This window comes from Halovulum sp. GXIMD14793, assembly GCF_054457435.1.
On the sequence record NZ_JBTLNE010000013.1, the window covers coordinates 1 to 15,642 of the forward strand.

16 protein-coding genes are annotated in these 15,642 nt (G+C 58.8%); 3 read left to right on the top strand and 13 right to left on the bottom strand.

The window, feature by feature from the left end:
• Window positions 1–263 precede the first annotated feature (263 nt).
• From ACW9UQ_RS05040 to ACW9UQ_RS05050, 3 genes are all read right to left on the bottom strand, one after another.
• Window positions 264–1,379: a hypothetical protein gene (locus ACW9UQ_RS05040; protein ID WP_458929909.1), complete on the bottom strand. Its 1,116-nt coding sequence runs from the start codon at window positions 1,377–1,379 to the stop codon at window positions 264–266.
• Between the two features lie 60 nt (window positions 1,380–1,439).
• Window positions 1,440–1,778 carry a VOC family protein gene (locus tag ACW9UQ_RS05045; RefSeq protein ID WP_458929910.1) on the bottom strand — a complete coding sequence of 113 codons (339 nt, stop codon included), beginning with the start codon at window positions 1,776–1,778 and terminating at the stop codon, window positions 1,440–1,442.
• A gap of 62 nt (window positions 1,779–1,840) precedes the next feature.
• Entirely contained in the window at window positions 1,841–2,371 is a 531-nt protein-coding gene (locus tag ACW9UQ_RS05050) for an AAA family ATPase (RefSeq protein WP_458929911.1), read from the bottom strand.
• A 142-nt stretch (window positions 2,372–2,513) separates the two neighbouring features.
• Here ACW9UQ_RS05050 and ACW9UQ_RS05055 point away from each other — a divergent pair, with 142 nt between their 5' ends.
• Window positions 2,514–4,244: a mucoidy inhibitor MuiA family protein gene (locus tag ACW9UQ_RS05055; RefSeq protein WP_458929912.1), complete on the top strand. Its 1,731-nt coding sequence runs from the start codon at window positions 2,514–2,516 to the stop codon at window positions 4,242–4,244.
• A gap of 42 nt (window positions 4,245–4,286) precedes the next feature.
• Here the strand turns inward: ACW9UQ_RS05055 and ACW9UQ_RS05060 are convergent, their stop codons facing one another.
• Both ACW9UQ_RS05060 and ACW9UQ_RS05065 read right to left on the bottom strand, forming a co-directional pair.
• Window positions 4,287–5,360 carry an NAD(P)-dependent alcohol dehydrogenase gene (locus ACW9UQ_RS05060; RefSeq protein ID WP_458929913.1) on the bottom strand — a complete coding sequence of 358 codons (1,074 nt, stop codon included), beginning with the start codon at window positions 5,358–5,360 and terminating at the stop codon, window positions 4,287–4,289.
• Between the two features lie 120 nt (window positions 5,361–5,480).
• Complete coding sequence (locus ACW9UQ_RS05065) at window positions 5,481–6,131, bottom strand: carbonic anhydrase (protein WP_458929914.1); 651 nt, start codon at window positions 6,129–6,131, stop codon at window positions 5,481–5,483.
• Between the two features lie 126 nt (window positions 6,132–6,257).
• Between ACW9UQ_RS05065 and ACW9UQ_RS05070 the strand changes: the two genes are divergently transcribed.
• Complete coding sequence (locus tag ACW9UQ_RS05070) at window positions 6,258–6,641, top strand: hypothetical protein (RefSeq protein ID WP_458929915.1); 384 nt, start codon at window positions 6,258–6,260, stop codon at window positions 6,639–6,641.
• Window positions 6,642–6,772: 131 nt separating this feature from the next.
• Here the strand turns inward: ACW9UQ_RS05070 and ACW9UQ_RS05075 are convergent, their stop codons facing one another.
• The 6 genes from ACW9UQ_RS05075 to ACW9UQ_RS05100 form a co-directional block, all read right to left on the bottom strand.
• Complete coding sequence (locus ACW9UQ_RS05075; RefSeq protein ID WP_458929916.1) at window positions 6,773–7,699, bottom strand: electron transfer flavoprotein subunit alpha/FixB family protein; 927 nt, start codon at window positions 7,697–7,699, stop codon at window positions 6,773–6,775.
• Entirely contained in the window at window positions 7,699–8,460 is a 762-nt protein-coding gene (locus ACW9UQ_RS05080; protein WP_458929917.1) for an electron transfer flavoprotein subunit beta/FixA family protein, read from the bottom strand. The genes ACW9UQ_RS05075 and ACW9UQ_RS05080 overlap by 1 nt, the downstream gene beginning before the upstream one ends.
• 334 nt (window positions 8,461–8,794) lie before the next feature.
• Window positions 8,795–9,367 carry a cob(I)yrinic acid a,c-diamide adenosyltransferase gene (locus ACW9UQ_RS05085; RefSeq protein ID WP_458929918.1) on the bottom strand — a complete coding sequence of 191 codons (573 nt, stop codon included), beginning with the start codon at window positions 9,365–9,367 and terminating at the stop codon, window positions 8,795–8,797.
• A gap of 11 nt (window positions 9,368–9,378) precedes the next feature.
• Complete coding sequence (locus ACW9UQ_RS05090) at window positions 9,379–9,585, bottom strand: twin transmembrane helix small protein (RefSeq protein WP_458929919.1); 207 nt, start codon at window positions 9,583–9,585, stop codon at window positions 9,379–9,381.
• A gap of 45 nt (window positions 9,586–9,630) precedes the next feature.
• Window positions 9,631–10,464: an SDR family NAD(P)-dependent oxidoreductase gene (locus ACW9UQ_RS05095; protein WP_458929920.1), complete on the bottom strand. Its 834-nt coding sequence runs from the start codon at window positions 10,462–10,464 to the stop codon at window positions 9,631–9,633.
• Complete coding sequence (locus ACW9UQ_RS05100) at window positions 10,461–11,573, bottom strand: serine hydrolase domain-containing protein (protein WP_458929921.1); 1,113 nt, start codon at window positions 11,571–11,573, stop codon at window positions 10,461–10,463. The genes ACW9UQ_RS05095 and ACW9UQ_RS05100 overlap by 4 nt, the downstream gene beginning before the upstream one ends.
• Before the next feature lie 106 nt (window positions 11,574–11,679).
• Between ACW9UQ_RS05100 and parC the strand changes: the two genes are divergently transcribed.
• A complete protein-coding gene (parC, locus tag ACW9UQ_RS05105) occupies window positions 11,680–14,007 on the top strand; it encodes a DNA topoisomerase IV subunit A (protein WP_458929922.1) in 2,328 nt (775 codons plus the stop codon).
• A gap of 45 nt (window positions 14,008–14,052) precedes the next feature.
• Here the strand turns inward: parC and ACW9UQ_RS05110 are convergent, their stop codons facing one another.
• On the bottom strand, window positions 14,053–14,754 hold the full coding sequence (locus tag ACW9UQ_RS05110; RefSeq protein WP_458929923.1) for a hypothetical protein: 702 nt from the start codon (window positions 14,752–14,754) through the stop codon (window positions 14,053–14,055).
• On the bottom strand, window positions 14,754–15,623 hold the full coding sequence (locus tag ACW9UQ_RS05115; protein WP_458929924.1) for a hypothetical protein: 870 nt from the start codon (window positions 15,621–15,623) through the stop codon (window positions 14,754–14,756). The genes ACW9UQ_RS05110 and ACW9UQ_RS05115 overlap by 1 nt, the downstream gene beginning before the upstream one ends.
• Between the last annotated feature and the right edge of the window lie 19 nt (window positions 15,624–15,642).

Below are 15,642 nucleotides of genomic sequence, written 5' to 3' on the forward strand. Positions count from 1 at the left end.
TCTTTGATCATCCCAATGATTTGGACTTCCGTGAAACGGCTCTTTCGCATTCGTTTGCTCCTTCAAAAGGTTGAGCAAACTCTACATCAGAACGAGGGAAGTTTCGGGGGGCAGGTCAATAAGCCTATATGGTGTACGCGTTTCGATTTTATGTGATGTCTCAAGGTAAACTCGAAACGCTTTAGGAAAGCTGGCGAAGGACGGTGGCAAGCAGTTTCGCAAACGTTGCCAAGCCCGCGCCGCCGCAGCTGCAATTCGCGGGTTCAAAGGCCGGACCTTAGCCTGTCGAGAATATCATATTTTTGGCTTTTGAGGTTAAGATCCTGAGGGCGATGGTGCAGAATGCTTTCGCTTACCTCAATGCTTGCATCCGGAAAGCTCTCTTTCATGGCCTTCATCGTGCTGATAGCTGGGTTTGTGCCTTCATCCCTGTCCAGCGTATTGCGGATATCCTTCAGCCGTTGCCGCTTCACATCAGCGTTCACATCGGGCCATCCAAGCATAGGGAACATATCTTTATGCCAACGATAATCGGGGCCGTGAAATTGATGCGTGAAACTGTGCCACCTGCGCCGAAACAAATCGGGGAAGCCTTCGCTTGGGGAGGGGTACCATAAATCGACCGTCATCGCATCAAAGTCAAAATGGATACCCGTTTCAAAACCAAGCCAATTCTTATCAATCGCGCGGGCTTCCTGAAACTCTTTCAGGCTGAAAGAGTTCACAAAATCAACTAAGCTTTGCTTTGTAAGATCTTCGTCTAAACAGCTGTATCCGTCGCCAAAATCATCACCGCAAAAAGCGGCGGCACATAACTGACCGTCCAACTGATAAGACAATACACCGCTTGCATACAGAATAATGGCGTCCTGATAGCTTTCCGTGTGCGGCAGGGAGAGTCTATTTGGCTCAAACGCCAGATCCGACGACACGGCCCGTCTGGGCAGGTTCAGCTTTGCCGCGATATCAAAAATACCGTCCTTGGCCCATTCGACCTGCCACCCAGGCCATTGAGAGGACATAAGATCCTGATGGGCTAAATTGGCGGCAGCGTCACGGAGCGTATCTTCCCCTCCGTACCAAAGCAGGTGCTTGGTATCGAAGTCTAAAACACAGCCTCCTTCGCTCCAGCGATCATCGAGCAGGGAATCCGGCTGGGCGTCGCGCTGTTCAATAAATGCACGGGCTATTTCTGGCCCCCAGAAAAGCTCCTGGTCCAGTCTGTTTGCCGCCCAATGGTCGTAGTAGATATCGCAACGACCATTTTTGACGATAATCAGATTACATCTTTGCCCCACGATCAAAGCCCCAGATCTGCCCAGACTGTCTTTTACCCCTAGCCAGGTTTGCCCCGCCGTTTCAAGTCTGGGACTTGCCACCTTACCACCGTGCGGATGGCCGATTTGCCCAGATCTATGCCAAAAGCAGGCGAATAAGAGCTAACCCTCGCTCCAGACCGCCATAGCCGTGCCGCCCGGTTCCTTGAACTCAAAGCGTTTGCCGCCAGGGAATTCGAAGATGTCCTTTGTGATCTCTGCACCGGCCGCGCGGACTTGTTTCAATGCGCCTTCAAGATCATCAGACTTCAGCACGATCAGCGGGCAGGCGGTGGTGCTGCGTTCCAGCCCTGCGCCCGCCCCGGCCCCCTGAATGTCGCGATAGTCCGGGCCGTAATCGACAAAGGACCAGCAGAAGGCCTTGGCAAAGAACGCCTGCGTTTCCTCCATCTGGGCGGAATAAAACTCCACATAGTCGATTTTCAGGTTTTGCGAATCCATGATATGTTCCCTCTTTGTTCGAACTCCACATTACCAATGGCCAGCCCGGAGTCGAGCGATTTTTAGCCCAGCTGACCAAGAACGAATGCCATCCGCGCCTCTACCGACACTTTCGGCAGCAACCGCACCTGATAGCCCAGCCGGTGCAATGTTTCGGCGATACGATCATATTCTTCCCGTGCCTCCTTCAGATCATGGCGGCGCTCTGCGTCCTGTTTGAACAGCTCCGGCCAGGGCGGTGCCAGAAAAACGGGGTCGTTGTAAGGGCGACGGTCACCCAGGGTCCGCTGCACCGGCACCCCTGCGGCATGATGCAGTGCGATGGCAGCATCGATCAGGCCGCGGTCAAAGAAGACCGTCCCCGAAAAATCCGCCAACCCGTCCAAGTCAGCCCTTGCCATATCCACGGCGCGCCGTGCGAAGGCGGCCATATCGACCCATGGCAGCGCCCGTCCGTCCCCAGCAAGCTCTTCGGCAACAATCCGGCGGCCGGGCTCTGTCACCACCCGGTGCCCGGCGGCGGCCAACGCAGCCAAAAGGGTGGATTTCCCGCCTGCGGAACATCCAGTGATCAGGATACGCCTTGTCTTCATATGACTCACACCAACCGCCATTCTGATCCGCTTTTGCACAATCCGCACAGACCCGCGCGACTTTTTTTGCTAGGCTCGCCAAGGATCACCGCACCTGCCGCGTCCAAGCCTTAGAGACTGCAAAAACCAAAGGATGACCCTCATGCGCCTTTCCGTATCCCTTCTAGCCCTTTGTGCCCTGCAAAGCCCCGCGCTGGCCGCTGATATTGACGTTGACAGCCTGGTGACGGCAGCAACGGTTTATCCGTCAGGCGCAACCGTGACCCGGCAGGCGGAATTCAGTGCCGAAAGTGGCACAAACAGCATCATCATCGACGATCTGCCTTTGGATTTTGACCCTGCCTCGCTGCGAATTTCCGGTGAGGGCAATGCCGAGTTTGCTATCGTATCGGTCAATCACCGCGTCGACCGCTTGCCACCGGAGGATGAGAAAACCAGCCCACAGGTGCAACGCCTGGAGGACGAGATCGAGGCGATGGAGGACCAGCTAGAGGCATTGGACCGCGATATCCGTGATCAGCATGCCCTGATGTCGGTTGCCGACGCCCGATTGAAATTCGCACATGCCTTGATCAGCCGCGAACCGCAGAAAATGGTGGATGATCTGGAATACCAGCGCGCCACAACTGCGACCTGGGCCGAAGCTATCGGGATTGTAACCGCAGAAGTCGACAAAGCGATGACAGCGCGCAACCTCGCCGCGACCGAGGTTGATCGCATCGAAAAGCAGAAAGAGGACATCCGTGAAGAGCTCCAAAAGAAGCAGCAGGCATTGTCCGCAACCCAGATGCCGCGCCCACCCCGGTCCATCGCCACGGTCGAGATTGACACCGACAGCGCATTGGAAGGTAAGTTGCAGATTTCCTACCGTATAGATGAGGCAGGCTGGCAGCCGGTCTATGATCTGCGGCTGAATCAGGGCGAAACAGCCTCGCTTGGGATCGAGCGTCATGCCAGGGTCGTGCAATATTCCGGCGAGGATTGGACCGATGTCGCCCTGACCCTGTCTACCGCCCGCCCGACCCAACGGATGGAGGCACCGGAACTTTGGGAAATTCAGGTACGCCCGGCCCCCAAGGTAACACCTATGCGGCCTGCTGCCTCTGCTGGTCTTCAGATGCAGAAACGGCAGCCTCTTGAGGCGCAATCCGAAATGCTTGCTGACGCAATGGTAGAGGAAGATGTCGCGCTAGCGCCCGCTCCAGAACCAGTTTTTGTTGGCCAAAGCAGAAGCGCAGAGATCGACACACAGGGGCAGACCATCATTTACAAACTGCCGACAAAGGCCACAGTATCTGGTGATGGCACCGTGCGGCAATTGTCCATCGACAGCCACGAGATGGAGGTCAAGATGCTGGCGCGGTCCACGCCGGAACTGGATAGCAATGCCTATCTCTACGCTTCGCTGACCAACAGCCTTGGCGGTCCGCTTCTGCCCGGCAGCGCCTCGGTCTTCCGCGATGGTACATTTGTTGGCGAAACGCATGTCGCCCTGACCGCAGCAGGAGAGGAAACTATGCTGCCCTTCGGTGTGCTCGATGGTGTCACTGTAAAGCGTCGTGTTCTAAGCCGCGAAGATGGCGATTTCGGCATCATCGGCACCACAAACCGCCGTACCGAACGTTATGCGATCATCGCAGAAAGTGTGCTGTCTTACGCGATCCCGCTCACCATCTTTGACCGCGCACCCTATTCCGAGAACGAGGATTTCGAGGTCGAGGTCTATGCCCGCCCCGCGCCCAGCGAAACCTCTGTCGAAGGCAAACGCGGCGTGCGCAGCTGGACCTTTGAACTGGGGGCCGGGACCAAGAAAAAGATCGAGTTCAGCTACGAGATCACCTGGCCCGGCGACCAGCAGATCGTCGTTCACTGATCCAAATGCGCCGGGCGGAACCATTTCGCCCGGCTTTATTCTTCAGGGTTTAATACCCACTTTCAAAACCCCGTCGCGCTGATTGGCAAACAGATCATAGGCGTCTTCGATCTGATCGAGACTGCGCTTATGGGTCACCATGGCCCCCAGATCGACCCGCCCGCTGGCAATCACATCCATTAGACGCCGCATACGTTCCTTGCCGCCGGGGCAAAGGCTTGTGACAATCGCGTTATCGCCCAGCCCGGCATGGAAGCTGCCCAGCGGAATGGTCAGATCGCCGGAATAGACCCCAAGGCTGGAGAGGGTTCCGCCCGGGCGCAACACTTCAAGGCAGCTTTGGAACGTGACTTGCTGGCCCAGGGCCTCGATGGCAACATCAACGCCGCGTCCGTCGGTCAGTTCCAGGATCTTGTCGACGGCGTTGCATTTGGTGAAATCGACAACCTCATCCGCCCCCATTTTCCGTGCCATCTCCAACCGGGCGGGCACACCGTCCACGGCGATGATCTTTGTCGCCCCCATCAGCTTGGCCCCGGCGGTGGCACAAAGACCAATCGGACCTTGAGCAAAGATCGCGACCGTATCCCCGATCCGGATCTTGCCATTCTCGGCCCCGGAAAAACCGGTGGACATGATATCCGGGCACATCAGCACCTGCTCATCGGTCAGATGATCTGGCACCACCGCCAGATTGGCAGCGGCATCGGGGACGCGCAGGTATTCGGCCTGACTGCCATCAATCGTGTTGCCAAAGCGCCAGCCGCCCATCGGCTTCCAGCCATGTTTCGCACCCGCGCCATCCTGACTGCACTGCCCGCACAGACAGGCATTCGAAATGCCCGAAGGCGTGATCGCCCCGGCGATAACGCGCTGACCTTCTTTTAGCCCCTCAACCGCTGAGCCAAGCTTTTCGATGATCCCGACAGGCTCGTGCCCGATGGTCAGCCCTGTCTCAACCGGATATTCGCCCTTCAGGATATGCACATCGGTCCCGCAGATGGTGGTTGTGGTGATCCGGATCAGCGCATCATTGGCGCCGATATCCGGGATTTTCTTGTCTTCAAGCTCAATCCGGTTCGCTTCGATGAACACGGCTGCTTTCATCATGGTCATTGGTTGGGTCCCCTCAATGTGGCTGGTCCGGGTACAGCGTCAGGACCAGCCATAGAGGGTTTGATCGACGTCAATCCTTAGCGGATTGTCACAATTCTTATGTCCGGCGTGGCCACCCGGTCACACCGGCTGAAACTGTCCGGTTTCGCCGTCCAACTGTTCCAGCATTCCGGTGCCGATATCGTGCCACAGCCCGTGCAGGGCCAGATCACCCGCGTCGACCGCATCGCGGACGAAGGGGAAGGTCATCAGGTTGTTCAATGAAACCTGCACGCCCTCTTTCTCAAGGGCGCGCAACTGCGATTCGCGATCTTCGATGCCCTTAACCTTCTCATACCCGTCTTTCAGAATATCCATCCAGCGACCGACAAAGCTTGAGGCGTCCTCCAGTTCCGGCGCATGGCCCGAGCACATATCCAAACATCCCGCAACACCGCCGCATTGCGAATGGCCCAAAACCATGATGTTGGCGACCTTCAGGACCGTCACTGCATATTCCAATGTCGCCGAGGTTCCGTGCATCCCGCCACCGGTTTCAAAGGGTGGAACCAGATTGGCAATATTGCGGTGGATAAAGAAATCCCCCGTTTCCGCGCCAAAAATCGCGGTTACATGCACCCGGCTGTCACAACAGGAAATCACCATGGATCGGGGCCGCTGCCCCTCATTCACCAGGCGGGTATACCAGGCTTTGTTCTCGGCAAAACGGGTGGCGTGCCAGCCCTTGTAACGCTCAATATAGAATTGTGGCAGTGGCTTTATATGGTTCATCTTGCTCTCCCTGATCCCCCAAATGGTCAAATTTGACTAAGAATTCAAGTACTCAAATCGGCGTCGATAACCTCTCGTTCAGGTCGTTTCTGTATGTCTTGTGGCTGAGGGAAACCGGGGTAGATAATGACGAATGTGACCAGCCTGCAAAGGCAGGAACAGGCGCGGCTGGATGCACGCGCTATTGAAATCCTTGAAAACTCGCTGGGGCCAATCCGGTGCCGCGAAGTGATCGAGGAAGCTTGTTTTGACATGGTCGACAAGCTGGGCGCGGTAGAGGTCGCCTTGCATCGCAGCGACAGGGCCGAAGCGGGCCGTCTGGCCAGAAAGATAGCCGTTCTCGCGGATCAGATCGGGCTAGAGGATTTCGCCCGCGTCGCCCGCGACCTGAACGATTGCCTGCAGACCGACCATCTTTGCAGCCAACACGCCGTCGCCCGCCGCCTGATGCATGTGGGGGAGGTGTCCTTGATGTCGATGATGCAGTTAACCGAGGATCCCTATGCGTGAAACCGATCACATAAACGGGCGATGCCTGATAATCTGAATTGCATTTCGCATATCAAAAAAGAAATGGCCCCAGCGGATAGTCTGGGGCCAGTAGCAAGTCGAAGTGCCTTGCGGCAAAACTGTGCCGTTCTTCAGAGTTTATCCGTCAGTTCCGGAACCGCAGTGAACAGATCCGCAACAAGGCCATAGTCGGCCACCTGGAAAATCGGGGCCTCTTCGTCCTTGTTGATCGCGACGATCACTTTGCTGTCTTTCATACCAGCAAGGTGCTGGATTGCGCCGGAGATGCCGACGGCGATATAAAGCTCTGGCGCGACGACCTTACCGGTCTGGCCCACCTGCCAGTCATTCGGGGCATAGCCTGAATCGACGGCGGCGCGGGATGCACCAACGGCGGCGCCCAGTTTGTCGGCCAGTTTCTCGATCAGGGCGAAATCGTCTTGCGAGCCAACGCCGCGACCGCCAGATACGACCACCTTGGCCGAGGTCAGCTCCGGCCGATCGCTTTCGGCGACCTTGTCTTCAACCCATTCCGACACACCAGGATTGCCAGCGGCTGCGATATCCTCGACCGCAGCAGAGCCGCCTTCGCCAGCCGCATCGAAGGTCGAGGTGCGGATGGTGATGACTTTTTTCGGATCGGCGGATTTGACCGTCTGGATAGCGTTGCCCGCATAAACCGGACGCTCAAACGTATCGGCATCGACAATGCCGGAGACGTCCGAGATCACCATGACGTCCAACAGCGCTGCGACGCGCGGCATGACGTTCTTGGCATCGGTTGTGGCAGGGGCCACGATGTGGCTGTAATCCCCGGCAAGGCTGACGATCAGGTCTGCCGTTGGCTCGGCCAGCCGGTGATCCAGGGCTGGATCCTCAGCGCACAGCACTTTGGAGACGCCGTCAATCTTGGCCGCAGATTCGGCTGCCGCCTTGGCGGACGCCCCGGCGCACAGCACGGTCACATCGCCCAGAGCCTTGGCCGCGGTGACGGCTTTGGCGGTGGCATCGACGGACAATTCACCGCCATTCACTTCGGCAAAAAGCAGAACAGCCATCAGATTACCCCCGCTTCGTTTTTCAGTTTCTCGACCAGTTCATCGACAGAACCAACCATCACACCCGCCTGACGTTCGGCAGGCTCCGATGTTTTGATCACCTCAAGCCGGGGCGTGACATCGACTCCGTAATCGGCGGCAGTTTTTTCATCCAGCGGCTTTTTCTTGGCCTTCATGATATTGGGCAGCGAGGCAAAACGCGGCTCGTTCAGGCGCAGATCGACGGTGATGATCGCGGGCAGTTTGACCTTGATGGTCTGCAGACCGCCATCCACCTCACGCGTGACGGTGGCGCTGTCGCCCTCGACGCCGATTTCGGACGCATAGGTTGCCTGGCTCCAGCCCAGCAGGGCCGCCAGCATCTGGCCGGTGGCGTTCATGTCGTTGTCGATGGCCTGCTTGCCGGCGATAACCATCTGCGGCTGTTCCTCATCGACCACAGCTTTCAGCAGCTTGGCAACGGCCAGCGGTTCGATATCGGTATGCACGTCATCAGCGGCCACGATCAGAATTGCGCGGTCAGCGCCCATGGCAAGGGCGGTGCGCAGCGTTTCCTGGGCTTGTTTGACGCCGATGGAAACGGCGACGATCTCTTCGATCTTTCCAGCCTCTTTCATGCGCACGGCCTCTTCGACGGCGATTTCGTCGAAGGGGTTCATGGACATCTTCACATTCGCCAGATCGACCCCGGAGCCGTCAGATTTGACGCGCACCTTCACATTGTAGTCGATCACTCGCTTTACGGGTACAAGGACCTTCATCGGCGGAGTCTCCCTTTCTGGTCGGTCTAATGGACCGATTCATGGCTTTGTACATGGTGTTATCGTTTTGTCGTCAGGGAAAACAGGGTAAAATGGTCGCTGTTGCGTGGGGTCATTTTTTGAGGGGGGCGGACTGCGCGATCAATTGGGTGAGTGACGGGTCGCCCATTCCGCCCGGGCGGCCAGCCCGGGCCGCGCCCGACCCTCCCCATGAGAGGGCGCTTTGCATCCCTCATGCAAAGCCCCGCCGCCCGTCGGGGTGGCAGCCATAAAGTGCAATATACCAGAGGGCCCAAATGCACCCACCCAGGGCCGGGCGCTGCCCTCAGCGCAATTACCGGTTAGCGCCTGGCACCCAAAGCACGTCTGCCTCACCATTTCCGTTTGCCACGCGGCTGGCGACAAAGCACCAGTCGGACAGGCGGTTGAGGTACTTGATGGCTGCGGGATTAACCTCTTCGACCTCGGCCAAAGCCGTCGAAAGGCGCTCAGCGCGGCGCGATACCGTGCGGCTTAGATGAAGCTGCGCGGCCAGAGCGGACCCGCCGGGCAGGATGAAGCTGCGCAGCGGTGACAGATCGGCGTTCATGACGTCGATCTCCTCTTCCAGTCGCGTGACTTGCGCGTCGTTTATGCGCAGCGGCGGGTACTCGGCCTCGGCGTCTTTGGCGATATCAGGGCGGCACAGATCAGCGCCCAGATCGAAAAGGTCATTCTGGATGCGCGCCAGAGCCGCATCCATATCGCCCGCGGCATGCTGGCGGGCCAATCCGATGGTGGCGTTGGTTTCGTCCACGGTTCCATAAGCCTCCACCCGCAGGGAATGCTTTGGAACCCGGGTGCCATTGCCAAGCGCCGTGTCACCGCCATCGCCGGTGCGTGTATAAATCTTGTTCAGTACAACCATGGGTCCGCGCCTTACCGTCCTTCGCCAAAGAAATAGGCCATGCCAACGATGATGACGACCGCAGCAAATTGGGCCGCCAATCGCATCCGCATGATCTTGTTGGCGTATTTGCGGTTAAAGTCGCCGCCCTTGCCAAAGCTGGCGACGCCGACCGCAAGAATGGCCAGCACGATCAGGCAGGCGATCAGGCCGATAACGACCATGTATTTCGGTAGCATGAGCTTCTCCTTATACCGGGTAAGATAGCGCGGCTTTGCCGCCTGTCATCCTTTGCGCGCCACCCAATCCAGCCCGCGCGTTGGCAATAGCCGTTTCAGTGTGCCCATTAAATGGGTTGGCGTGGTGACATAATAGCGCGGGGCGGGGCGCTTTGCCTCCAGCGCGCGGATCAGCTTATCCGTTACGGCCGAGGGTTGCTTTTCAAACCTGTCGAGTTTCTCGGACTGCTCGGCATAAAGCCGGGGGGTGATGACGGTTTCGTAGAATTTCCGCCGGGCAGAGGCCTTCCAGTCGATCCATTTCTCGAACTGAGGTTGCGATTTGCGACGGATATCGGTGCGAATGGGGCCCGGTTCGATCAGGATGATATTTATCGGCTCCCCCGCCATCTCCAGCCGCAGGGTATCGGTCAGCCCCTCCATCGCGAATTTGGTGCTGTTATACGCGCCGCGCCCGCGCAAAGCCGTCAGGCCAAGGACCGACGAGTTGTTGACGATCCGGCCATGCCCCTGCCGCCGCATCACCGGCAGAACCTGGCGGATCAGGTCGAATTGCCCGATGAGATTAACCTCGAAAATCTCGCGCATGGCCTCGCGCGGCAGATCCTCGACCAGGCCGGGGGTGGCGAAGGCGCCGTTGTTGAACAGCGCATCCAGCGTGCCGCCTGTGCGGTCAATCGCGGTTGCAATGGCAGCTTTTGTTCCGGCCTCATCGGCATAATCCAGAACAAAGCTGTCCAGCCCCTCGCCGCGCAAACGGTCGCAATCGGCCTCTCTCCGGCAGGTGGCAAAGACCTGCCAGCCGCGGTTTTTCAATGTGTGGGCGGCGTCATAGCCGATGCCCGAGGAACAGCCCGTGATCAGGATGGACCTGCTCATTCGGCATAAACCGCGCGTTCAAAATTCTGATAAGCGTCGATCAGTTGCGGATCGGCAAAAGGGATCATCTGGGTCATGAAAACGGCGGCGATATTGCTGGCCGGATCAATCCAGTAATGCGTATTGGCAAACCCGGCCCAACCGACCGAACCTGCATGGCGCATCCCCGGCACATCCTGACCCACCCGCAAAAAGCCCAGCGTGTGACTAAGCGGCGTGTCCGGGAATGGGTCGAAATCGGCAGAGGCGCGCGGATTGACCGTGCGCAGCAGCGGACGCGGCAGCGGGTCGGTCTGCGGGGTCATCAGCATGGCCATGCAATCCCGCTCAATCAGCCGCGCGCCATCCAACTCGCCGCCGCGCAGAAACAGGCGCAACAGCCGCAGATAGTCCGAGGCCGTGGAATACAGGCACTGACCCATGCCGTAAAACTCGGGCGAGGGGGGCGGGGCCAGTGGGCTGGGTTTGAAACCATCCTCGGCCCGCGCGAACATCGGCGCGGTGCCCTCGGGCGCTTCGAATGTGGTGGCGGCCAGGCCAAGCGGGCTAAAAATCGCTTCCTGGCAAAAAGCGGTGATGCTGCGCCCGCTGGCGGCTTCGATCACCAGACCCAGCCAGTCGATGCCAATGCCATAGCCAAACCGCTCGCCGGGTTCGAAACTCAGGGGGTACATCAGGCCCTCGCGTGTGCCCCGCGCAATGCTTGGGGCACCGGTGGCCTTGCGCCAATGCGCGACCCCTTTGTTCCAATGTTCGTATTCCAGACCAGATTCGTGTGTCATCAGCTGACGCACCGTGGCGCGGGTAGCAGGGGGCATAAGGATCGGCGCTTCGTCATCGAACCCGACCAGCCGCTTGAGGGTATCAAACTCCGGCACCAGGTCGCCGATGGGCGTGTCCAGATCAAGCTGTCCACGCTCAACCAGCATGATCGCCGCCAGCGCGGCGACCGCCTTGGTCATGGAAAAGATGGCTTGCGGCGTGTCCCCACTGACATCCCCAGCCTGTCCCAGCCAGCGCGTCCCCTCGGGCCCGGCAAGACCGGCAACCAAAAAAGGTGCTGCGCCATCTGCGACAGCGCCGTCGATAATCGACTGATATTGTTGCATTGCGACCTCTGTTTCTGGCGGCAAGGTATCGCCAAGTTCCCCTGTCACGCAAGCCGGATGCAGAAACCATCTGGACCCGGGTTTTGCACCGATATACACAATATCTATGACAGATGTGATCGACTCCCCCGAGATACCGCGTGAAGTTGCCGAACCCCTGCGCCGGGCACTGGGCGACCGATATCTGACTTATGCGCTGTCGACCATCACCAACCGCGCCTTGCCCGATGCCCGCGATGGGCTGAAGCCCGTTCACAGGCGTATTCTCTATGCGATGCACCGACTGAAGCTGTCGGCGACCGGTGGCTATCTGAAATCGGCCAAGATCAGCGGCGACACGATGGGGGATTTCCACCCGCATGGTGATCAGGCGATCTATGACGCGATGGCGCGTCTGGCGCAGGATTTCAACGTCCGGTATCCGCTGGTCGACGGTCAGGGTAATTTCGGCAATATCGACGGCGATAACCCCGCCGCCCCCCGCTATACCGAGGCGCGGATGACCGCGATGGCCGAGGCCTTGCTGGAAGGTCTGTCGGAAAATGCCGTCGATTTCCGGGACAATTACGATGGCCGGCTGGAAGAGCCTGCTGTCCTGCCGGCCGCCTATCCCAACCTGCTGGCCAATGGGTCCTCGGGCATTGCGGTGGGCATGGCAACCAACATACCGCCGCATAATATCGGCGAGCTGGTCGATGCCTGCCTGCATCTGATCAAGGCGCCGAATGCGCGGGATGAGACCTTGTTGGATTACGTTCCCGGCCCGGATTTCCCAACGGGGGGCATTCTGGTCGACGGGCGTGACACCATTGCTGATGCATATCGCACCGGGCGCGGCGCGTTCCGTCTGCGGGCCGCCTGGACAACCGAAGACCTGGGGCGCGGCCAATGGCAGATCGTGGTCACCGAAATCCCCTATCAGGTGCAGAAATCCAAGCTGATCGAGCGTGTTGCCGAGCTGATCAATGCCAAGAAAATCCCGATCCTTGCCGATATCCGTGACGAAAGCGCCGAGGATATCCGCCTGATCCTTGAGCCGAAATCCCGCACGGTCGATCCCGTCGTTCTGATGGAAACCCTGTTCAAGCAGACCGATCTGGAAACCCGGTTCAGCCTGAATATGAATGTGCTAATCGATGGTCGCACACCTAAGGTTTGCAGCCTGAAAGAGGTGTTGCGCGCGTTTTTGGATCACCGGCGCGAGGTGTTGGTGCGCCGCTCCCGCCACCGTCTGGACAAGATCGACCACCGGCTGGAGGTGCTGGAAGGGTACATCATCGCCTTCCTTAACCTCGATCGCGTGATTGAAATCATCCGCACCGAGGATGAGCCAAAGTCGGTGATGATGGCCGAGTTTGAGCTGACAGATATTCAGGCCGAGGCCATCCTGAACATGCGTCTGCGCAGTCTGCGCAAGCTGGAAGAGATGGAGCTGCGGCGCGAGCATGAAGCGCTGCTTGAAGAGCGCACCGGCCTGCGCGGCCTTCTGGAAAGCGAAGAGACGCAATGGTCCCGCATCGCCGAAGAACTGCGCGAGATCCGCGAAAAATTCGACGCGCCGCGCAAGTTCTGTGGTGTCACTTTCGCCGACGATCTGGCGCTGTTGAAGGCGGAAACCCCGGATTACCCGCTGGGGGCCCGCCGTACCGGCTTTGCCGATGCGCCCGAGGTGGCAGATGTTCCGCTTGAGGCGATGATCGAGCGGGAACCGATTACGGTGGTCTGCTCTGCCATGGGCTGGATCCGGGCCATGAAGGGCCATATCGCGCTGGATCAGGAGCTGAAATTCAAGGATGGCGACGGTCCGCGCTTTATCTTCCATGCCGAAACCACCGATAAGTTGCTGGCCTTTGGTGCCAATGGCCGGTTCTACACACTGGCCTGTTCCAGCCTGCCCGGTGGGCGCGGCATGGGCGAGCCGGTGCGTCTGATGGTTGACCTGCCCAATGATGTCGAACTGATCGACCTGTTCCTGCACAAACCGGGCCGCAAGCTGCTGGTGGCCTCCTCTGCCGGGGATGGGTTTGTGGTGGCCGAGGACGATGTCGTTGCCCAGACGCGCAGCGGCAAACAGGTGCTGAACGTCAAGGATGGTATCGTGGCGCGGGTCTGTCGGCCTGTTACCGGGGATCACATCGCCAGCGTGGGTGAGAACCGCAAGATGCTGATCTTCCCGCTGTCCGAACTGCCTGAAATGGGCCGGGGCAAGGGTGTGCGTATTCAGAAGGTTCCGGTGGGCCAGGCGCCGCTGGACAAATCCGCCACCGGCCTTGCGGATGTAACGACCTTTACCCTGACCGAGGGCCTAAGCTGGAAGGACCCGGCAGGCCGCACCCGGACCGAGACCGAATTGTCAGACTGGATTGGCAAGCGCGCCGCTGCTGGCCGCATGGCCCCGCGTGGGTTCCCAAGGGATAATCGGTTTACCGATTGATCCGGGGGCTTTGGGATAGAGGGCTGAGCCGCATCATTTGCAGGCTCAGCCCGTCCGGTGTTCCAGCGCAATCAGCCGTTGATATATCGCGATGATCAGGCAGACTGAAACAGCGTCGCTGACCGGCAGCCAGAAATGCGCCAAAATATCCTGCCACACATTATAGGGCGTCCCTTCCGGCGGACGCTCTGCGCCCAGCAGAATGGCGGGCAGCAAAAAGGCGGCGTATTTCATCACCCAGATCCCCGTTAGCGCCAGAACATAAGGCCGGGTCAGCTGAACCGCGCGAACGATCCCGTTCCAGCCCTGCGCCTCCAGCACTACTGCCGGGATCAGGACACAGGTCAGCGCCATGCAGATGAAGCTGGGGATCAGCACCGGAAAGAACAGAGCCAACGCCAGGTAATCGACCAGGGCGACCTGCAGGATCAGCGGCAGGGCCAGTTGGCCCCAACTCAGATTTTGCGGCAGGGTATTGCCCTCAAGCCGCCAGACCCGGGCGATTGCGCCGCACATGACCAGCGCATTGATGCAGGTTACGACGATCATCGCCGGTGACGTCAGGCTGTTGATGATCTGTTCCTGAAATGAGGTCGCAGGTTTGCCGTAGGTCGCGTCGGGATAGAGCAGGGACAGGATCAGGCTGGACGCCACCATCGCCAGAAAGAAATCCACATAAAGCGCTGCGCCATGTCTGCGAAACAGACCGAACGCGGTCTCGACCGTCGGGATCAGACCCACGCGCATTATTCAAACACCGCAGCGACATCGCCAAGGCCGAGCCCCTCTTTCACCTCGCGCAGGCGGGAATAGAGCTGCACGGTAAAAACGCTCATCAGGATAAGGATAAGGCTGTAGACGGCAGTGTTGAGGCCCAGAACCTCGGGACTGAAGGCGGCGTTGAAGTCGATACTGAGGCCAAAGACAGACTGCATCAGCAGGCCAAGGCCAACGCTGGCGACGAAGACGATGATCAGGTCCAGAACCAGCAGCAACAAGATCGCCCCGAAAATCGGCCAGCGATAGCCCTTGGTCAGCCAGGTTGACCGACTGATAGAGTTAAACCCATCGCCGCCGATCAGAACCGATGGTAATGCCACCCACATCCGCGCCATCAGGTAAAGCGCGCCAGCCAGTGCGATAAGAAAAGTCAGCGTCGGCGGTAGCCAGATCAGGCGTAGCAATCCAGGCATGACATAATAAATGCCAGCCAGCGCCGCGAAGGGTAAACAGGCGACGATCAGGCTTGCTGTGATGGTGCCCAGCAACACAGGAAGCGCCCGCAGCAGATGCAGAAAGTGATCCAAAGGTTGCAGACGCTTACCGAACATGAGTTCTGCCGCACACAGAACGACAAACCCGGCGGCTGCAACCGTTGCAGCGGCGCTCAGCACACCCAGAAACAGGGCCTGAAGTGCGAACTCCACCAACGCGCTGCTGCTGAGTTGCTTTGCCAGCATAAGGAACCTTTGTTGCAATTCCGCATTCGCAGCGGCCAGCCCCAGCCCTGGCAGCACTGTGATCGCAAAAAGAACAGGAAACCGGTTGAAGGTGGTGGCGAAGGTCTGGCCAAGAACATCGCCAACATTCAGGGGCTGAACGGGTTTTTGTTGCACGTAACGTCACGCTCTTGCT